This window comes from Gordonia sp. PDNC005 (assembly GCF_016919385.1).
Classification (GTDB): Bacteria; Actinomycetota; Actinomycetes; order Mycobacteriales; family Mycobacteriaceae; genus Gordonia.
The window spans coordinates 1,848,088-1,867,748 of sequence record NZ_CP070351.1 but is presented as its reverse complement, the minus strand read 5'-3'; the positions used below and the strand labels follow the sequence as shown (position 1 = coordinate 1,867,748).

Genomic DNA, 19,661 nt, shown 5'->3' with positions numbered 1-19,661 from the left:
GGCGCGGCTGCGTCGTCGCAGGCGCTTTGAGGAAGCTGCGGCGACAAGCACACCGGACGACGTGCACGCGACGAGGTCAACGGGACCGGCTTCGCCGCGACTCCCAACGACAAACGCGGCCTCCGTGAAGGCCGCGTTTGCCAACGAAGCGTCGGTTGGCGTCGCCGAAAGCCGCGTTTCCGCGTTTTGTGGTCAGCCTGCCGAGGAGTTGCGTTCCTCGAGGTCCTTCTTCGCCTTGGCGCGTTCGTCGTCGGCGAGCCGCAGACGCTCGAGGTACGACAGCTCAGTGAGCGCGTGCCGGGCGTACACCTGCTGCTCGGTCACGGCGAGCTGAGTGCGGCCGCGGGTACTGAACGCGAAGAACCAGTTCACGAACGTGTTCACGCGGTTGCGGAAGCCCACGATGTAGATCAGGTGCAGGAACAGCCAGCCGAGCCACGCGATGTAGCCCTCGGTCTCGAACTTCTTGCTGGTTCCGGGAATCGGCACCTGCATGACGGCGCTGAACCGGGAGATCGTCGCCATCGAGCCCTTGTCGAAGTAGCTGAACGGCTTGCGTTCGTCGGGAGTGTGTCCCTTGAGCGACGCGCGGATGGCGTCGGCGGCGTAGCGTCCGCCCTGGATGGCGCCCTGGGCGACACCCGGGACACCCTCGACGGCCATCATGTCGCCGACGACAAAAACGTTGGAGTGGCCCGGGATCGTCAGATCGGGTCCGACCTTCACTCGGCCCGCCCGGTCGAGTTCGGTATCCGACTGATCGGCGAGGATCTTGCCGATCGAGCTCGCCTGCACGCCGGCCGACCAGACCTTGCATTGGCTGGCGATCGTGGCGATCTGGCCGTCGGGGTACTTCACAGTCAGGCTGTCGTCGTCGATGTCGGTGACCATCGCACCGAGTCGGACGTCCACGCCGATCTTCTCCAGGCGAGCCTTGGCCTTTTGGCCGAGTTTCTCGCCGAACGGCGGGAGAACAGCCGGGGCGGCGTCGAGCAGAATCACCTTCGCCTTGGTCGGATCGATGTTCCGGAACGCACCCTTGAGCGTCTTGTCGCTCATCTCGGCGATCTGGCCGGCCATCTCGACGCCGGTCGGACCCGCGCCGACGACGACGAACGTCATCAGCATCTCCTGCTCGGCCGGATCGTCGGACAGCTCCGCCTGCTCGAACGCGCCGAGAATGCGGCCGCGGAGTTCAAGAGCGTTGTCGATCGTCTTCATACCGGGCGCGAACTCGGCGAAATGGTCGTTGCCGAAGTACGACTGGTCGGCGCCTGCGGCGATGATCAGATCGTCGTACGGGGTCTCGGTGGTTCGCTCGAGCAGCTGCGAACGGACGATCTGCTTCTCAAGGTCTATGTCGAAGACTTCACCGAGGATCACGCTGGCGTTGCGCTGGTCGCGGAGGATCACACGCGTCGCCGGAGCGATCTCGCCTTCGGCGATGATGCCGGTCGCCACTTGGTACAGCATCGGCTGGAACAGGTGGTGGGTGGTCTTCGCGATCAGGGTCACGTCGACGTCGGCCTTCTTGAGGCGCTGCGCCGCGAACAGACCGCCGAAGCCCGATCCGATGATGACGACCCGTCGGCGTCGCATCGGGTCGGTGGCAATGGTGTTGCTCATCGGTGTCTTCTCCAGTGTTGTCTTGGCTGATTCGTTGGCTTGTGGCCTGAGGAGTCCAACGGTAGTCGTTGACCGGTTGCGAGGCATCTCAGGCGGTGCGGCCGGCCCCGTCGAACGGTGTCGCCGCGGCGACACCGCTGTGTCTGCCTCGTGTGCGCAGCCACTGCTCGCGCATTATCTCGTACTCGACGTCGCCGCCCACAAGATCCGGCGACAGCTGCTCGGACGAGAGTGCACCGGCGGACAATCGCATGCCGAGCTTGCTCATCACCCTCTGCGACGCCGCGTGGTCGGTGTGGGTGCTGGCAAAGATCCGTTCAGTCTCCGATGTCAGGAAGCTCACCGCGATCAATGCCGTGGCCGCCTCCGCAGCGAGTCCTCCACCCCAGAAACGGCGGTGCAGCCGATAACTGAGTTCAAGCTCGCGAATTCCGGTGTGGCGAGGCACCCGCAGCTGGGCCCACCCGATGAACTCCCCGCCGCGCCGCGCAGTCAGCGTCCACAGTCCGGTCCCGTGGCTTCGGAACTGTGCCTCGGACCGTGGAATCACCCAGTCCTCCACCGAGGCGCGGGTCGACGGCTGGCCGCCGCTCACGAAGCGCATCACCTCGGGGTCGGAATCGAGGTCGAGGAGACGGTCGGCGTCGGCGTGCGACACCGGTCGTAGTCGTAGACGTTCCGAGTCGATGGCCATCCACGGCAGTCTATCGATGCGCGTGGAGTTCATGTCGGACGACAGGGATATGGTCAGTCGCGTGTCGGACATACAGAACTCGTCGAACCCAACACCGCCCCACAGCGTCGAGATCGCCCTGCGCTGGGGCGACCAGGACTCCCTGGGACACATCAACAACGTGCAGATCGCCCGAGTATTCGAAGAGGCGCGCGTCCGCACGATGAGTTCCTGGTTCGGCGGGGCCCGCAGCGGGTACGCGGGAGTCATCGCACGTCAGGAGATCGAGTTCGCGTCCATCCTGCACTACTCCGAGGAGCCCGTCCGGGTGGACGTCTGGGTGCCGCGGATCGGCACCACGTCCTTCGACTTCGGATGTGCGCTGTACGGCGCAGACGGCCAACTCGCCGCCCTCGCGGAGACGACGCTCGCGGGGCTCGACCTGCGGACCGGACAGAAAGTGGTCATGCCCGAGAACGTCGTCGCAGTGCTGCGGGCGAACAGCGGAGATCCGGTCCCGCTGCGTCGCCGCCGCTGACCGACACACCGGTGACATCGTGTGACAGGGGGGAGATGACGTGCTGACCGTGCATCGCGCCGAACACGCCGACACCTTGGTCGGAGTGCTCGCCGACGTGCTGGCTACGCCGGGCGCCGACCCGATGCGGCCCGAGGTGGTCGCCGTACCGGAGCGCGGTGTGGAACGCTGGCTCCGGCAACAGTTGTCGCTGCGCCTGGGGATCGCCGCCAACATCGACTTCAGCTCCCCGGCTGCACTGCTGCGCAGGGTGACGGTCTCCGCGTCTGCCGATCCGGAGGGAGCGGAGAGTTGGTACACCGACCGATTGCGGTGGCCGGTCCTGCGCGTCCTCGACGCCAACATCGACGATCCTCGCCTGGCGGTGCTCGCTGCGCACCTCGGGATGACCGGAGACGACACCGCTCGAATGCTCCTGCGGCGCGGCCGACGCTTCTCGACTGCCGCGACGATCGCCGGAATGTTCGGCGCGTACGGCTGGCAACGACCGACGATGATCGCCGACTGGGCGGTGGGACGCGACACCGACGGGGCAGGCAATCCGCTGGCCGAGCACCTCACCTGGCAACCGTGGTTCTGGCGGCTCGTCCGCGATGAGGTCGGGCATCCCCACCCGGCCGAGGACGCCGACGCGCTCGCGGCACGTCTTCGTGACGAGCCCGGGGTTGTTGATCTACCCGAACGGGTCGCCCTGTTCGGCCCCACGCGTATTCCGCAGACACTGCACGTGGTGCTCGACGCGTTGAGTGCCGAGCGTGAGGTGGCCCTGTACCTGCCGCACTCGTCTGATGCGCTGTGGCGGCGGATCTCCACCGAACCTGCGCAGCCGCGACGCAGGCGCGCAGAGCGAGAATCGAACGTGCCGGACCATCCACTCCTGGCCGCGCTGTCGCGGGACGTTCAAGAACTGCAGGAGGTGTTGAGACCGTCCATCGGCGCGGACGTCCACCATCGACAATCGGATTCTTCGGCGCCGGCCACTGTGCTCAGCGCACTCCAGGACGGGCTGCGACGAGACGTCCTCGAGCCGACCCCCGGACTGCGGGCCGACACCTCCCTCGAGGTGCACGCGTGCCACGGACCGGAACGTCAAGTGGAGGTGCTCCGCGACCGGCTCCTCCGGCTCTTCGACGACGACCCGACTCTCGAGCCCCGCGACGTTCTCATCATGTGCCCGGACGTCGAATCATTCGCGCCGCTGATCCGCGGCGCGTTCGGCCAGTCCGGACTGCATCATCCTGCGTACTCCCTGCGGGTGCGGCTCGCTGACCGCGGCCTCCGCGAATCCAATGCGGTGCTCGATGTCGTTGCACGAGTTCTCGACCTCGCAGCGGGCCGAGTCCGTGCAGGAGAACTCATCGACCTCGCGTCGTCGACGCCCGTCCGGACGCGCTTCGGGTTCACCGACGACGACGTCGACACCCTCGCGGGGTGGATCCACCGCTCCGGAATCCGGTGGGGCGTCGACTCCGCGCAGCGCGGCAGATTCGGCCTCGGCGGATTTCCGCAGGGTACGGTCGCCTCCGGCCTCGACCGCATGTTGCTCGGCGTGGTGGCGGAGGAGTCGGAGAACGAGTGGTTGGCCACCGCGCTCCCGCTTGCGGGCGTCGACTCGACCGACACCGACCTCGTCGGCAGGTTCGCCGAGTTCGCCGACAGGCTGACGACGCTCATCGACTCGGTCGGGCGGCCGCACACCACCGGCGAATGGGCCGGCATCCTCATCGGCGCCGTCGACGGTCTCACCGACGTCGCAGACGACGACGAGTGGCAACGTGCTCAAGCCGTCGGAATGATCGGTGACGCGCTGAGCGCGGCCGACGACGTGCGACTCGAACTCGCGGACCTGCGTGATCTCATGGCGGGCCTGCTGGCGGCGCGACCGACGCGCTCGAACTTCTGCACGGGCGAGTTGACGGTGTGCACGATGGTTCCGATGCGGTCGGTGCCGCATCGCGCGATCGTCGTCCTCGGGTTGGACACGGGGGCCTACCCGCGTCCGTCGTCGGTCGACGGCGACGATGTGCTCGCCGTCGCGCCGCTGGTCGGTGAACGTGACCGACGAGACGAGGACCGCCAGGCGTTCCTCGACGCGGTCGGCGCCGCCGGGCAGCATCTGCTCCTCTTCTACACCGGCGCCGATCCGGTCACCGGCACGGCGCTGCCGCCCGCCGTGGTCGTCAGCGAACTGGTCGATGCTGCGAACGTCATCGTCGGACACCCCGGCGGTCCGTCGCCGATCGTGCACCGGCACACCCTGCATGCGTTCGACACTCGGAACTTCGTCGCGGACGAGGGAGCCGCGCCGTTCAGCTACGACGCGTCGCTCCTCGCGGGAGCTCGGGCGTTGAGCGACATCGACCGCTCCGGTGCGCCCGCGCCCGCATTGCCGCGGCTGGCCGACGCCCGCCTCGGCGAACCCGAACTCGGCGACGTCGACCTGGACGATCTGATCACGTTCCTCTGCGCCCCGGTCGAAGGCTTCGCACGACAGCGGCTCGGAGTCGGGTTGCCGGAGAGCGCCGAGAGGCATCCCGATCAGCTGCCGGTGTCACTCGACGGCCTCGAGCAGTGGAGTGTGGGCAACCGATATCTGCAAGCTCTGCTGGACGGCCGTGATCCCGCGGCCGCTGCGGGCGCCGAACTGCGGCGCGGTTCGCTTCCCCCGTTCGCCTTCGGCGCCGACACGTTCGGCCCGATCCGCGGCAAGGCACAGGCCATCGCCATCGCGGCGGACGGCTATCGCACCGATTCGGCTGACGCGGTCGACGTCCGAGTGGATCTGCCCGGCGGCCGTCGTCTGTACGGGACCGTCGGCGACGTTTTCGGCGATCGGCTGGTGCCGGTCAGTTACTCCCGACTCGGGGCCAAACACAGGGTCGGAGCATGGATCCGGCTGCTCGCCATCGCCGTAGGGTCGAGCCGACGCGTTCCGCAGGCCGTTGTCGTCGGCGGAGCAGGCGGCTACACGCCCTCGGCCAAGATCAGTCGCCTGTCCGCACCGGACGATGCGCTGGAGACGCTCACACTCCTCGTCGCGCTGCGCGACGCGGGCCTTCGAGCGCCGATCGGCCTCACCCTCGATTCGGCGGCGTCGGCGGCGTCGGAGTTCAACCGTCGCGGGCGGGCACCGCAGGCCATGCAGCGTGCGAAGTTCACGTACGAGAAGTCGTTCGGCGACAAGAATCGTTACGCGGGTCTGGTGTTCCGAGGCGACCCCGACGCGTCGGTGGAGTTCGACGACCTGTGCCTCGCGGTCCCGGCACTCGCCTCACTCGGCGACGTCGAGCATCTGTTGCCAGGCGATTCATCGACGCCGATGTACCTGCGCTTGGCGTGTGCCCTCTTCTCGCCGCTGCTGGCCAACGAGGAGGACCGATGAACACCCTTGACACACGGGGGTTCAACCTCCGCGATCCTCTGCCGACCGGGACAGTTGTGCTCGAGGCGAGCGCGGGAACAGGCAAGACATACGCGATCGTGTCGCTTGCGGTCCGCTACGTCGCAGAGGGTGTTCCCGTGTCGAGACTGCTGATGGCCACGTTCTCGAACGCGGCCTCGGCGGAGCTTCGCGACCGGACCAGGTCACGGCTCCGCGAGTGTCTCACTGCCGTCGATCAGGGCTTCGCAGGCGACGACGTCCTCGTCGAATGGCTCCTCGACGGGACCTCCGACACGATCGCGGTACGTCGTGCACGCCTCGTCGCGGCGCTGTCGGACTTCGACGCCGCCACCATGGCCACCACCCACACGTTCTGCAATCGGATGCTCGCCGCTCTCGGCTTCCTCGGCGAACGCGAACAGCAGTACCCGATCGTCGAGAACGTGGACGAGATCGTGGCCGAGGTGGCGCGCGACGCCTACATCGCACGATTCGCCGGCGACCCGTCCGATGCGCCCGCCTTCGACGAGACTCTGGAGATCGCCAAGGAGGCCGTCCGCAATCCCAACGCGACGTTTGCACCGTTCCGGCCCGACGAGCGCGACGACGACGCGGACCTGCGGGTCGCGATGGCGACACACGTTCGCCGTCAGACGGAGATCCGGAAGCGACTGGCGCGACTGCGGACCTACGACGACCTTCAGAACACGCTGTTCGACATCGTGACCGATCCGGCCATCGGCGACAAGGCTTGCAAACGCATCCGCGACCAGTTCTCCGTCGTCCTCATCGACGAATTCCAGGACACTGATCCGCAACAGTGGGAGATCGTTCGACGCTGCTTCCACGACCACATTCCGCTGGTTCTGGTCGGCGACCCGAAGCAGTCGATCTACGCTTTCCGCGGCGCGGAAGTGCTCAGTTACCTCCATGCGGTGCAGGCCGCGGGGGATCGGCGGATCCTGGACGTCAACCGCCGCTCGGATCAGAACGTCGTCGAAGGCCTCAGTGTGCTGTTCGACGGCGCCGCCTTCGGGCATCCCGACATCGTGTACCGGCCGGTCACCGCCCACCACGCCGGGTCGCGCATCCATGGTGCGCCCGCGGTCCGCATTCGGCGGTTCGACAGGAACGACTTCTCCGTTCACACCCAGGACGGCACCACCCCGAAGGTGGCACAGGTCCGGGAAAGGGTGATCGACGACGTCGCGGGCGACATCGCGGCGCTGCTGAAGTCGTCGGTCACCATCGATTTCGATGGAGTGACCCGGCCCGTGGAGTCCGGTGACATCGCAGTCCTCCTGCGCGCGAACCGGACGATCGAACCGTTGCAGCAGGCTCTCGCCGATCGCGGCGTCGCGTCCGTCGTGACGTCCGGGACGTCGATCTTCACCACCGACGCCGCCCGCCACTGGTGGCATGTGCTCACCGCGATAGACCAGCCGTCACGGCAGCCGAGGGTCCGCCTCGCCGCGTTGACGCCGCTGGTCGGGCTCACGGCTCAGACCCTGGAGAGCCGGGGAGACACGGGGATCGGAACGCTCGCCGCGCAGTTCGCCGAGCTCGGACGCGTGTTCGTCGACGGCGGTTTCGCCGCCATGTCGGCTCGACTGCTCGACGAGTTCACCACCGCGGAGCGGCTCCTAGGCTCTGCGCAAGGCGAACGACTCTTCACCGACGTGCGCCAGATCGCCGACGTCTGCAACCGGTACGCCGCCGACAGTGGAAGCGGTCTGACGTCGCTCGTCGACTGGCTGGGCGAGCAGATCGCGGACAGCGCAACATGGTCGGGGCGGGGTGACGCGACCCGAAAGCTCGACCGCGACACGGCCGCCGTCCAGATCATGACCGTCCACGCCAGCAAAGGTCTCGAATTCCCGATCGTCTACGTGCCGTTCGGATGGGACGGGGCCTCTCGCGTGAACCCGGCGACGTTCGTGTTCCATGACGACGGTGACACCCGGTGCCTCGACGTGGCGGGCAAGGGCGCGCCGGGCTACGGAAGGAGGGACGCGCTGGCACGGTCGGAGTCGGCCGGCGAGGACCTGCGGCTGATGTACGTCGCGGCGACTCGTGCACGGTCGATGGTGGTGCTGTGGTGGGCGCCGAGCACCACGACGGCGCGTGGCGCGTTGCACCGACTCCTGTTCACCGGACAGCACAGGCGGGCAGCAGCCCGGGCAGGTGAGGTCGCCACGATCCCGGACATGGTGCCCATCCCGGCCGACGACATGGAATGCGCCGGCGTCCTGCGGGAGGCGGCGTCGTTGAGCCGGGCGATCAGCGTTGAACACGCCGGCGGACGCGATGGGATCCGTGTCCCTCGGCCGGTGGCCGGAGGCGGTGCCGCACCGCGACTCGCGGTGTCGCGGTTCACCAGGCGAGTGGACGACGCGTGGCGACGAACGTCGTACTCCGCGATCGTCGCCGTTGCGCACGCGGCGGCGCACGCGGAGCACATAGCGGCCTCGGTGATCGGGACCGGGAGTGAACCGGACGCCGTCGAGCGCCGCGACGAACCTGTCGATGCGCCCGACCCGACGATCGGTGATCAGCCGCTGACGGTCGGCACTGGGTCGCCGATGAACGGACTGCCGTTCGGTGCGGGGTTCGGAACCCTGGTGCACGAGGTCCTCGAACACGTCGACACGTCGGCGGACGACATCACCGTGCACGTCCGACAGCTCACGGAGGAAGGGGCGGCTCGGCGCGGTGTCGACATCGACCTCGACGTGCTCGCGAACGCGCTTGTCGGCGTGCTGACGACGCCGCTCGGCTTCGGGGACCTGTGGTCCGTGGCGCCTCCCGATCGTCTCGCCGAACTCGATTTCGAGTTGCCTCTGTCCGCTGTCGGAGGCGGTTTCAGCCTCGATCAGGTCGGGGATCTGCTCGCCGAGCATCTGCCGACCGGCGATCCGCTCGCCCCGTATGCCGAGCTCGTCCGTGCGGTGTCGGACGAGCGGTTCCGAGGCTTCCTGACAGGCAGCATCGACTCGGTGCTCCGGATCCCGGACGGACGTTTTGTCGTCGTCGACTACAAGACGAACCGACTGAGGCCCGGCGAACTGGCTGTTGAGGACTTCAACCGTGATGCGATGGCGGCGGAGATGATGACCGCGCAGTACCCGCTGCAAGCTCTGCTGTATTCCGTCGCTCTGCATCGATACCTGTTGTGGCGGCTGCCCGGCTATCGGCCCGACCTGCATCTCGGGCCGGTTCAGTACCACTTCGTGCGAGGGATGGCCGGGCCGGCGACGCCACCCGGCTGCGGCGTCTTCGAGTGGCGGATGCCGGTGGATCTGGTCACCGCGATGAGCGATCTGCTCGCGGGGAAGGGAGCGAATCGATGATCGTCACCTCGGAGACCGGCGCCCTCGCACCGTTCAACCAGGCGGGTGTGCTGCACGCGTCGGACGTCCACGTGGCTCGCCGGGTCGCCGCGCTCGCGGGCGGGACGACCGACGACGACGTGCTCCTGGCGACCGCTATGGCGGTACGAGCCGTCCGCACCGGCTCGACGTGCGTGCAGCTCGATCGGATCTCGGAGACGTCGGTGGAGCACACAGTCGACGGCGAACCCGTAGAACTACCGTGGCCGCCTGTCGAGCGGCTGACCACTGCGTTGGCCGCGTCACCCCTGGTGGTGGGCTCATCGGCGGGGCCGCTCACCCCGTTGGCGCTGGCCGAATCGGCCGACGGTCCACTTCTGTACCTGCGTAAGTACTTCCGCCAGGAGCAGAGCATCCGCACGATCCTCGACGACCGCGCCGCGACTCGACCGGACGTGGACGTCGACGTCCTCACCCGAGCATTGGATGAGGCGTTCACCTCAGACGATTCAGGGTTGTACGACCGACAGCGTGCTGCTGCGGCGCTCGCCGCCACGAGCTGGACGACAGTCCTCGCCGGCGGGCCCGGCACGGGAAAGACGTACACGGTGGCGCGGATTCTCGCGGTCATGGAGACCGTCCTCGGCCCCGACATCCGCATCGGGCTGTGTGCGCCGACTGGGCGAGCCGCAGCGCAGCTTCAGTCGGCGATCGGCGAGTACAGCCGGACCAGACGTCGGCTCACCAGCGATCCGGCGGCGGTGACCGTTCATCGCCTGCTCGGGTCCCGGCCGGATGGGACTTTCGTTCGGGGCTCGGGGAACCGGTTGCCGTTCGACGTTGTCGTCGTCGACGAGACGTCGATGCTGCCGGTGACGATGATGTGCCGTCTGCTCGAATCCCTGCGCAGCGACACCCGATTGATTCTTGTCGGCGACCCGCATCAGCTGGTGTCTGTCGAAGCGGGAGCGGTGCTCGCCGACCTGGTGGAGCGAGACCCGGCCGACGGTTCGACGGTGAACCCGACATCGGCGTTCGGCTCCGCGGCGGGGATCGGGGAAGCGGACTTCACCGACGTCGAACGGGCAGGTCTCGGCGGTGGCGTGATCACGTTGCGCCGTGGACACCGGTACGGAGACCGGATCGGCGAGGTTGCCGAAGCGGTCAACGCCGGGGACGCCGACCGTGTTCTGGAACTCATCGGGTCCTCCGGTGACGACAGTCCGGTGACCCTGGTCGACCCCGACGATCTCGACGGGGTCCGAGCATCGGTCGTCGCGTGGGCGCACAGCCTTCGTGAGGCCGCAGGTTCCGGCGATGCTCGCCGCGCGGTGGACGCGCTGCGGGGGCACCGGGTGCTGTGCGCTCACCGGGCAGGCCGATTCGGCGTCGCGGGATGGTCTCGCCGGATCACCGGTTGGACGGCCGACGATCTCGGTGGCGCAGCGATGTACGGGGGCGCGTGGTACGCGGGCGAGCCGTTGCTCGTGACTGCGAACGATCGTGCGCAGGACGTCTACAACGGTGATTCCGGCGTGGTGATCGCCGATGGCGACGCTCTGGTGGCTGTGTTCGAACGTGGCGACTCCATCAAACGCCTCCATCCGAGCCAGCTGGCCGATGTGGTGCCGGTGTACGCGATGACAATCCACCGCAGCCAGGGCAGTCAGTTCACCGAGGTCACCGTGGTGCTGCCGCCCTCGGGCGCGGAACTCCTGACTCGTGAACTGCTGTACACGGCGATCACCCGCGCCGAGAGCAGGGTCCGGATCGTTGGAACCGCAGACGCTCTGCGTGCAGCCGTGGGCCGTCGCGTCGCCCGCGCCAGCGGTCTCCGCACCCGCGCTGTCGAGCGTCCCGCGCCCTGAGTCCGGTCAAGCGAGGTCGGCGCCGCCGGGGACGAGATCGCGACGCAGGTACGACTCCCACGCGAGGAACCGACGTTGCTGTTCACGGGGCAGCGAGGCGAAGCCCTTCATCGACGCGCTGCGCGCCATCTCGGTGCGGTGAGAGGTGATCGCACGGATCTTGGCTCCGACGTGGGTTTGCAGATCGAGGGTCACCGAGACCTGTTCGTCCGGCGTTCCGATGAGTGGCATGTGTGTGGTCTCGGGAAGGTGCGGGCTCAGCTCGTCGACCACACTGACCGGGATCGTCGCGAAGTAGAGCGACTTCACCTGCCACGGGTCGCCCGTCTCCGGTCGGTAATGGACGAGGTTCGCGGCATCGGCGGCGGCGCAGACCAGTCGATTGACGTGAATGTGGTCGCGGTGGCCGTAGATCCCGAACGCGTCGTACGTGACGATGACGTCCGGCCTGATCCTGCGGATGTGTCCGACGAGCGCACCGACTTCGTCGTCGAATGGGACGTCGATGATCGACGGTGCGTCGGGCGCGGACTCGGGGACGAAGCTGTCGGCGTAGCCGAGGGAGATCGGTGGGCGAGGGAGGCCGAGTTCCCTGACGGCGTCGCAGAGTTCACTGTGCCGGACGGTCCCGGGAGCCCACGTACAGGTGATGAGGTCGGCGTCGCCGCCGCGTGCGATGTGGGCGGCGATGGTCCCGCCTGTCCACAACGATTCGTCGTCGGGGTGGGCGTGGACGAACAAGGCGCTCGGTATGCCGGACACGTGCTCCACAGTACGCGTCGAAGGGTCAGTAAACTGTTCTGTGCCGATCAGCCGATGCCCTCCGACCGAGGGTGCGAAAGGAGTACTGCCTTGACGTCACAGGTTCACGAGTTCCAGGCGGAGGCCCGCCAACTGCTCGACCTGATGGTCCACTCGATCTATTCGAACAAGGACAGCTTTCTGCGAGAGCTGGTGTCGAACGCGTCGGACGCTCTCGACAAATTGCGGCTCGCCGGGTTGACCGACAAGGATCTCGACGCCGACATCTCCGACCTCCATATTCGGTTGATCCCGGACGCAGATGCGCGGACTCTCACGATCGCCGACAACGGCATCGGCATGTCGCGCGACGAAGTGATCGACCTGATCGGCACTGTCGCGAAGTCGGGGACCGCCGAACTGCGGCGCAAGCTGGCCGAGTCGGACAAGTCGTCGACCGAGGATCTCATCGGTCAGTTCGGCGTCGGCTTCTACTCGACGTTCATGGTGGCCGACGAGGTGACTCTGGTCACTCGCAAGGCCGGCGAGGTCGTCGGCACCAAGTGGACGTCGACCGGCGACGGCACGTACACGATCGACGACGTGGTCGATGCTCCCCAAGGCACGACCATCACGCTCGCGCTCAGTGACGTCGACGATGAAAACGCCGTTCACGACTACACCGACCGTTACGTGCTCCGGGGCCTGGTGAAGAAGTACTCGGACTTCATCGCGTGGCCGATCCGCATGCTCGGTGAGACGCCGGAGCCTGTCGAGGCCGCGGAGGGCGACGAGCCGGCCGCGCCCGCCGAGCCTGTCGACGAGACACTCAACTCGCAGAAGGCTCTGTGGTCCAAGTCGAAGGACGAGGTGACCCAGGAGGAGTACGCCGACTTCTACCGTCACATCTCGCATGCGTGGGATGCTCCGCTGGAGACCATCTCGCTGCACGCCGAGGGGACGTTCGAGTACCAGGCGCTGCTGTTCATTCCGACGCAGGCGCCGTTCGACCTGTTCATGCGGGAACGCGGCAGCGGAATCCACCTGTATGTGAAGCGTGTCTTCATCATGGACGACGCCACCGACCTCATGCCCGAGTACCTCCGCTGGGTGCAGGGTGTGGTGGATGCGGCGGATCTCTCGCTCAACGTGTCCCGCGAGATCCTGCAGCAGGACCGACAGATTCGCGCGATCCGTCGTCGCCTCGTGAAGAAGGTCATCTCGACGATCCAGGAGATCGCGGACAAGCGGCCCGACGACTACCGCACGTTCTGGGAGAACTTCGGTCGAGTGTTCAAGGAGGGCCTGATCAACGACGCGGACAACGCCCAGGCGATCCTCAAGGCGTCGATGTTCGCGTCCACCCACAGCGAGACCGAGCCGACACGACTGGCCGACTACGTGACGCGGATGGCCGACGATCAGGACGTCATCTACTACATGACCGGCGAGTCGCGCGCGCAGATCGTCGGAAGCCCGCACCTGGAGGCGTTCGCGGCCAAGGGCATCGAGGTGCTCCTGCTGTCGGATCCGGTCGACGAGGTGTGGGTCGGGAACGTCCCCGACTTCGACGGCAAGAAGTTCGTGTCGATCGCCAAGGGCGTCGTCGATCTGGACGGTGCCGAGGAGAGCGCGGACACCGAGCGTGACGAGGCGTTCGCGCCGCTCCTCACGTGGCTGGGCGAGACCCTGTCGGACGACGTCTCGGACGTTCGTCTGACGTCGCGCCTCACTGATTCGGCCGCGTGCCTGGTGGGTGACGAGTTCTCGATGACGCCGCAGTTGGAGAAGCTGTACAGGGCGTCCGGCCAGCCGGTTCCGCACAGCAAGCGGATTCTGGAACTGAACCCGGCCCACGCAGTCGTGACGCGTTTGAAGGAGAAGTTCGGGTCGGCAGACGACGATCACACCGCGCTGGAGCCTGCGGCGTCACTGGTGTTCGCCAGCGCCGTCCTCGCCGAGGGCGGTGAGCTCACCGATCCCTCCGCCGTCGCGAAGTTGATCGCTCAGCAGGTCGCAGACTCGCTCGCCTGATGTCGATCATCACGCGGGCCGCGATCTGGATCGGGTCCTGGCCCTGGCTGCCGCCGTATCTCCCGAAGATCGTCAAGGTCGACGGGTGGATTCAGCGGATCAGCCGGGGTCGGATCGACCTGCTGTGGATCGCGAGTCTGCCGAGCGTGACGTTCACCGTCGTCGGCCGCAAGAGCGGCGAGCCGCGGACGACGACGGTGCTCGCCGCGCCCGACGGCGACGATTGGATCGTCGCAGGGTCGTACTTCGGCGGCCCGAAGAGTCCGGCGTGGGTGTTCAACATGCGTGCGGCCGGCGGCGGAACGCTGCGCGTCAAGGGCGCCGACGTGCCGATGGCGGCCACCGAGTTGTCGGGCGAGGCACGCGATGGGGCCTGGCAGTGCCTCCTCGGCGTCTGGCCGAACTTCACGCTCTACGAACAGCGGACCGACCGCACGATCCCGCTCTTCCGCCTCTCGCCGAGCTAGTCGGCGAGCTCGACGAAGTCCTCTGCGTACCCGAGAACGAGGATCGGCGAATCGGTCACGGCGTCGCGGACCTCGTCCCACGCGCGGGAGTCCGCGGCGCCGTACAGATGCTGCACGTCGGCGATCAACACTGACGGGTCGGTGGACGCGGATGTCATCCGGCGGAACGCGAGCGTCGACGCTCCGACACCGATCAACGCGTAGCCATGCTTGTCGTTCATTCGGCGCGCCACTGTGTGGCTCGCGAACGGCGACCAGTCGCCCTCGAAGTATCCGTTCGGAATGCTCGCGACAAGGTCTGCCGACGTGGGCACCGCTGCCCGTTGGACGACGTGTGTGCGCTCCAATAGTCGTTCCGGTTCGCGGTTCAGCACCGCGAGGGCGTCGACCACCGCGGTGTCCGTCGAGGCGGCTGCGAGCGATTCCCACGGCTCGGCTCGTTCGGGATCGTGCAGGGCGTGCAGAGCCGTTCGGATGATGTGTGTCTCGTAGGCGTACAGTGCCGCGGGCGAGTCGTCGTCCGGGTACTCGACGTCACCGTCGAGGTCGTGCCGATTCCGCGCATGTCCGCTTGTGTAGAGGCACTGCGCGAGGTTGTCGAGCGTGAGGAGGAGTCGTTCGTCGGAGGCTGTCGACGCGTCGAGCTCGGCGAGGGCGCCGAGGATCGCAGGCCACGACGTGGGCTCGACGATGAGTGCAACGCTGTGCTGGTCGACGCCCCGGCGTCCGTCGGCCGGCAGCGAGATGTATGGGGTCGGTTCTCGGCTGTCCACATGTTCCTCAAGTTGGTCGTGCCCGCCGTCCCGCTCGCTACGGCAGCCTCATCGAGCTCACGCGTGAGGCGTTGATTCCCGCTAATCGTCTGACAATTGGCGGGAATCAACGCCTCGCGCGTGAATGGACAGCCCGTGCGGGAAGGGCCCGGCTTACTCGCCCTTGAACTGCGGGGGACGCTTCTCGAAGACCGAGGCGATGGCTTCGCCGAGGTCGTTGCTGGGGAGGAAGGCCGCGTTCCACGTCGCGACGTAGCGCAGGCTCTCGTCGACGCGCGAGCGGCGCGAGTGGTCCAGGACGTTCATCGTGCCCTGGACGACGAGCGGCGGCAGTGCCGCGATCTCGGCGCCCTTCGCACGAGCGGCGTCGAGCAGCGCTTCGGGGGTGTCGAAGACGTCGGTGACGAGACCGATCTTCTCGGCACGCGCCGCGTCGATGTCTTTGCCGGTCAGGGCCAGATCGCGGGTGTGGCCGTCGCCGATGATCAGGGGGAGGCGGGCGAGCGATCCCATGTCGGCGACGATCGCGACACGCACCTCGCGGACGCTGAACTTGGCGTCGGCGCTGGCGATGCGGATGTCGGCGGCGGTGATCAGGTCGACGCCGCCCCCGATGCACCAACCCTGGACGGCTGCGATCACCGGCTTGCGGCAGTCGGCCACCGCGTTGATGCCGGCTTGCATGCGGCCGATCATGTTGTGGAAGTCGGTGCGGGCCTTCGCTGCCTTGCCGTCGCCGCCGAGCACCGGGCCGAAGTCGCCTGCCATCGCGGGAAGGTCGAGGCCGAACGAGAAGTTCTTGCCCGATCCGGTCAAGACGACTGCGCGGACGTCGGGGTCGGTGTCGATGCCCTGGAACAGGGGAACGAGCTCGGCCCAGAAGTCCGGGCCCATCGCGTTGCCCTTGGTGGGACCGATCAAGGTCACCTCGGCGACGTGCTCGTCGACGGTCACGTCGAAGGCCTTGTACTGGTCGCTGTCGCGGTATTCGGGGATGCTCATCTCGCTCATTTCAGAAATGTTACTCGCCAGTAGGAATCAATCGCGGGTCAGGCGGGGGAGAAGTCGGATCGTGTCCTCATTCGTCCAGCCGGGCGGTTCGAGAATCTGCGCCCACGCTTTCGGAATCGCCGCAAGGTAATTGTGGCCGTGACCGTCGGGAACGTCGACCGAGACCGCCATATCGGCCGCGACCTGCAGGAACGTCAGGATCGGGAACCACGTCGTGGAATCGAGCACGTCCGGCCCGCGTTGTTCCCGCAGCCAGTCGGGCTCGTCGAACAGCAGGTCCGGAGACCACCAGGAGATGGGATCGGAAGGATGCTGGAGATAGACGATGCGGCCCTTGGTCCACGGCTGACCTGCCGGGCGGTCGAGGTCGGCGGGGTCCCTGATGAACCGGACCTGGTCGCCGTTGTCGAAGATCGGCAGATACTCCGGGGAGCCCGAGTCGCGGCCGTTCGTCGTGTCGCGCCACAGGGTGTTGCTGAACGTCGGGCCGGTCAGCAACGCGCCGTCGGTGCGTGCGGACATCGTCGGGATCGAACCGAACGGTGCTTCCGCGGCGAAGGAGCCCAGACTCTCGCCGAAGACGACGATCTTCGGTCGTGCCGCCTCGGGGATGTTGCGGACACGCCGATCGACAGCCTCGAACAGCGCTCGACCGGCCTGGCGTGCACGCTCCTGGTCGACGATGAACGACAGCCAACTCGGCAGAGTCGAGTACTGCATGCCGACGATCGCGGTGTCGCCGTTGTACATGTATTCGATCGAGTCGGGGTTGGCTCGATTGATCCATCCGGTGCCGGTGGTCGACGCGACGGCGATGACCTTTCGGGTGAGTCCTCCGGCCCGGACGAGCTCGTCGGCTGCCAGAGTCGCTGCCTCATTGATCGTGGGAGCCGACTCGAGACCGGCGTACACACGTATCGGTTCGAGTGCCGGCTTGTGATTGAACTCGCCGATCTCCTCTTTGGTCGGACCGGTGGAGACGAACGCGCGGCCCTGGCGGCCTAGGCTCTCCCAGCTGACGAGCGATTCCGGACTTCCTGATTTCAGCGCGGACGACGGTGGTGACGAGTCGGGGGTCGACTCGTCGTTCACTGCGGCGAATGTCTCGTTGAGTGCCTTCATGCCGTAGTTGGTGACCACCCCGTTGACCACAAGAACACTGACGAGTACGACGACCAGAGCTGCGACCGCACCGGAGATGCGCGGTGGGATGTGAGCCGTCAGTTTTCGTGCGATGAACCGAACGAGAGCACCCCAGGCTTGACCGACTCCGACGAGGATCGCGAACACGATGACGGCGATGATCGCGATCTGCGGGTACGACGTCCAGGTGAGGTGATCAACGCCCATCAGGTCGCGGAGTTCGTCCTGCCAGCGATGGAACCAGTACAGGGCGATGACCGTGCCGATCCCGTAGACGACGCCGAGGCCGACCCACCAGATCCGAGCCGGGCGAGGCCACGGCTCCTCCCTCGAGACGAGGTAGCGCGCAAGCCATGCGAAGAACGCTCCGAGTCCGTAACCGATCGCGGCCGCCCCCGCTGCGACCAGTCCTTGAAACAGGGGACCACGAGGCAAGAGGGACGGCGTCGTGGACATCCACAGGAACAGTGTCGCCAGGACGGCTCCGGTGTACGACAAGCGGCGGACGTACGCGGTTGCCCAGGCTCCGACTCGGCCGCGGGCGTCGGATGCGGGTGAGGCGGCCGACTCCTCCGTCTGGGAAGCGGTGTCGAGCGGGTCGGTCGGCTCCGGAGCATCCGTGCCGGCTGCGTCGTCAGTGACCACGCCGCCTCCTTCGTATTCGAGAGTGTCACGATGAAGATACCTGCAGCGTACGACGCGTGAGGTCACTGCACCCGGGGTTGATCGGGGTTGTGCAACTATTGTGGCCGTGAGCATTTCGACTGATCCTCTCAGCTCCTCCGACGTCGTCCTCGGGATTCCCGTTGCCGATATGGCGGCGTCGTCCGACGCGTATCGAATCCTGCTCGGCGAGTCGGCGGGCCCGGGAGTCTGGGTGTTCGGAAACGGGCGAGTGGAACTCTCGCCGGAGGATGCCGAGACCGCTGTGGACTTCGCTGTCGCCGACCTCCACGAGAGTGTTCGGCTGCTCGGCCGACGCGGCCTCGCCGCAGTCCTTCGAGACGAGTCGTCGTACGAGCTCGAAGGCGTCGAGCCGGTGGGTGTCACGTCCCGTCGTGGTTGCGGCGACGGCCCGCGTGTGGACCACGTCGTCATGTACCACCATGACGTGGATGCGGCGGTTGCGCTGTATGCGGGCAGGCTCGGAATGGACCTGCGGCTGGACCGCCAGATCGCGGAGGGGGTTGCACAGTTGTTCTTCCGAACCTCCTCGGTCATCGTGGAAGTCGTGGCAGGAGCATCGATGGCCGAGCGCCATCGCTTCGGCGGAGTCGCGTGGCGCGTCGACGACATCGAGGCCGAACACAAACGACTGCTCGGCGCAGGACTCGACGTCAGCGAGGTTCGAGTCGGACGAAAGCCTGGCACCCGCGTCTGCACACTTCGCGACCGTGCATTCGGGACGCCGACCCTGCTGATCGAACAGCTGCCCAAGCCATGACTCCGATGTTCCCGTTGGGTTCGGTGCTGTTGCCGGGCGAGACCCTTCCGTTGCGCATCTTCGAGCCGCGTTACGCGACGATGTTCGACGATCTGCTCGCCGGTGACCGCACGTTCGGCGTCGTGTTGATCGAGCGCGGGTCAGAGGTCGGCGGCGGTGACGAGCGCGGGACGGTGGGCACCCTCGCGCGGGTCGACACATGGGCTCAGACAGGTCACGGACGCTTTTCGCTGAATTGCGCCGGGATCGAGCGGATCGTCGTCGACGAGTGGCTTCCGGATGACCCGTATCCACGTGCGGTCACCCGGCCGCTCCCAGACGAGGCGGGCGGTGAACCCGACTGGCGTGCTTTGGTGGGCGGACGCGCGCAACTCCAGTTGCTGTGCGGTCAGGGCGGGCGCCTCGATCCGCAGCTGCGATGGATCGCCTCCCAACTCGCCGAGCCCGTCGACTACGGCGGTCCCGACCGTGAGGAGGCGTCGTGGCGTGCGGCGTCCGACCTTCCGCTCGGAGCCGCCGACCGGCACCGAGCGCTGTCCGCGCCGGATCCGGCGGCACGCGTCGACGTGTTGATCTCGGCGATCGACGATCTGATCGCCGCACTCCGGTTCCGGCTCCAAACATGATCGGAC

At 67.1% G+C, this 19,661-nt stretch carries 14 protein-coding genes; 8 read left to right on the top strand and 6 right to left on the bottom strand.

Annotated features, from left to right (window positions below; all coding sequences use genetic code 11):
- Nucleotides 1-192: 192 nt before the first annotated feature.
- Both JVX90_RS08890 and JVX90_RS08885 read right to left on the bottom strand, forming a co-directional pair.
- On the bottom strand, nt 193-1,626 hold the full coding sequence (locus JVX90_RS08890) for an NAD(P)/FAD-dependent oxidoreductase (protein ID WP_205331983.1): 1,434 nt from the start codon (nt 1,624-1,626) through the stop codon (nt 193-195).
- Between the two features lie 88 nt (nt 1,627-1,714).
- Nucleotides 1,715-2,320 carry a GNAT family N-acetyltransferase gene (locus JVX90_RS08885; RefSeq protein WP_205331982.1) on the bottom strand — a complete coding sequence of 202 codons (606 nt, stop codon included), beginning with the start codon at nt 2,318-2,320 and terminating at the stop codon, nt 1,715-1,717.
- A gap of 61 nt (nt 2,321-2,381) precedes the next feature.
- On the opposite strand from JVX90_RS08885, the gene JVX90_RS08880 reads away from it, so the two are divergent.
- The 4 genes from JVX90_RS08880 to recD are packed head-to-tail and all read left to right on the top strand — an operon-like array spanning nt 2,382 to nt 11,416.
- Entirely contained in the window at nt 2,382-2,837 is a 456-nt protein-coding gene (locus JVX90_RS08880; protein WP_336819947.1) for a thioesterase family protein, read from the top strand.
- 40 nt (nt 2,838-2,877) lie between these two features.
- The gene (gene recC / locus JVX90_RS08875) at nt 2,878-6,219 is read left to right on the top strand and encodes an exodeoxyribonuclease V subunit gamma (protein ID WP_205331981.1); all 3,342 of its coding nucleotides are present in this window, start codon (nt 2,878-2,880) and stop codon (nt 6,217-6,219) included.
- Complete coding sequence (locus JVX90_RS08870; protein WP_205331980.1) at nt 6,216-9,569, top strand: UvrD-helicase domain-containing protein; 3,354 nt, start codon at nt 6,216-6,218, stop codon at nt 9,567-9,569. Before recC ends, JVX90_RS08870 begins: the two co-directional genes overlap by 4 nt.
- Nucleotides 9,566-11,416, top strand: a complete 1,851-nt coding sequence (gene recD, locus JVX90_RS08865) for an exodeoxyribonuclease V subunit alpha (protein ID WP_205331979.1) — start codon at nt 9,566-9,568, stop codon at nt 11,414-11,416. The genes JVX90_RS08870 and recD overlap by 4 nt, the downstream gene beginning before the upstream one ends.
- Nucleotides 11,417-11,422: 6 nt before the next feature.
- Here the strand turns inward: recD and JVX90_RS08860 are convergent, their stop codons facing one another.
- Entirely contained in the window at nt 11,423-12,187 is a 765-nt protein-coding gene (locus JVX90_RS08860) for a PIG-L family deacetylase (protein WP_205331978.1), read from the bottom strand.
- A 45-nt stretch (nt 12,188-12,232) separates the two neighbouring features.
- On the opposite strand from JVX90_RS08860, the gene htpG reads away from it, so the two are divergent.
- Nucleotides 12,233-14,191 carry a molecular chaperone HtpG gene (gene htpG, locus JVX90_RS08855; protein WP_205331977.1) on the top strand — a complete coding sequence of 653 codons (1,959 nt, stop codon included), beginning with the start codon at nt 12,233-12,235 and terminating at the stop codon, nt 14,189-14,191.
- Nucleotides 14,191-14,658 carry a nitroreductase family deazaflavin-dependent oxidoreductase gene (locus tag JVX90_RS08850; protein ID WP_205331976.1) on the top strand — a complete coding sequence of 156 codons (468 nt, stop codon included), beginning with the start codon at nt 14,191-14,193 and terminating at the stop codon, nt 14,656-14,658. The genes htpG and JVX90_RS08850 overlap by 1 nt, the downstream gene beginning before the upstream one ends.
- Here the strand turns inward: JVX90_RS08850 and JVX90_RS08845 are convergent.
- The 3 genes from JVX90_RS08845 to JVX90_RS08835 all read right to left on the bottom strand — a co-directional run bounded on the left by JVX90_RS08845 (nt 14,655) and on the right by JVX90_RS08835 (nt 18,230).
- Complete coding sequence (locus JVX90_RS08845; protein ID WP_205331975.1) at nt 14,655-15,431, bottom strand: hypothetical protein; 777 nt, start codon at nt 15,429-15,431, stop codon at nt 14,655-14,657. The genes JVX90_RS08850 and JVX90_RS08845 overlap by 4 nt on opposite strands.
- A gap of 153 nt (nt 15,432-15,584) precedes the next feature.
- Nucleotides 15,585-16,442 carry a crotonase/enoyl-CoA hydratase family protein gene (locus tag JVX90_RS08840; protein ID WP_205331974.1) on the bottom strand — a complete coding sequence of 286 codons (858 nt, stop codon included), beginning with the start codon at nt 16,440-16,442 and terminating at the stop codon, nt 15,585-15,587.
- 27 nt (nt 16,443-16,469) lie between these two features.
- Nucleotides 16,470-18,230, bottom strand: a complete 1,761-nt coding sequence (locus JVX90_RS08835) for an alpha/beta-hydrolase family protein (RefSeq protein WP_205331973.1) — start codon at nt 18,228-18,230, stop codon at nt 16,470-16,472.
- A 106-nt stretch (nt 18,231-18,336) separates the two neighbouring features.
- Between JVX90_RS08835 and JVX90_RS08830 the strand changes: the two genes are divergently transcribed.
- Both JVX90_RS08830 and JVX90_RS08825 read left to right on the top strand, forming a co-directional pair.
- Nucleotides 18,337-19,029: a VOC family protein gene (locus JVX90_RS08830; RefSeq protein ID WP_240194111.1), complete on the top strand. Its 693-nt coding sequence runs from the start codon at nt 18,337-18,339 to the stop codon at nt 19,027-19,029.
- Nucleotides 19,026-19,655 (top strand): LON peptidase substrate-binding domain-containing protein, encoded by a 630-nt coding sequence (locus JVX90_RS08825; RefSeq protein WP_205331972.1) that lies wholly within the window; start codon nt 19,026-19,028, stop codon nt 19,653-19,655. The genes JVX90_RS08830 and JVX90_RS08825 overlap by 4 nt, the downstream gene beginning before the upstream one ends.
- The last annotated feature ends 6 nt before the right edge of the window (nt 19,656-19,661 follow it).

Coding starts and splice junctions, on each gene's coding strand:
- JVX90_RS08890 (WP_205331983.1), bottom strand. CDS start 1,626: ATGAGCAACACCATTGCCACCGACCCGATGCGACGCCGACGGGTCGTC.
- JVX90_RS08885 (WP_205331982.1), bottom strand. CDS start 2,320: ATGGCCATCGACTCGGAACGTCTACGACTACGACCGGTGTCGCACGCC.
- JVX90_RS08870 (WP_205331980.1), top strand. CDS start 6,216: ATGAACACCCTTGACACACGGGGGTTCAACCTCCGCGATCCTCTGCCG.
- recD (WP_205331979.1), top strand. CDS start 9,566: ATGATCGTCACCTCGGAGACCGGCGCCCTCGCACCGTTCAACCAGGCG.
- htpG (WP_205331977.1), top strand. CDS start 12,233: ATGCCCTCCGACCGAGGGTGCGAAAGGAGTACTGCCTTGACGTCACAG.
- JVX90_RS08850 (WP_205331976.1), top strand. CDS start 14,191: ATGTCGATCATCACGCGGGCCGCGATCTGGATCGGGTCCTGGCCCTGG.
- JVX90_RS08840 (WP_205331974.1), bottom strand. CDS start 16,442: ATGAGCGAGATGAGCATCCCCGAATACCGCGACAGCGACCAGTACAAG.
- JVX90_RS08825 (WP_205331972.1), top strand. CDS start 19,026: ATGACTCCGATGTTCCCGTTGGGTTCGGTGCTGTTGCCGGGCGAGACC.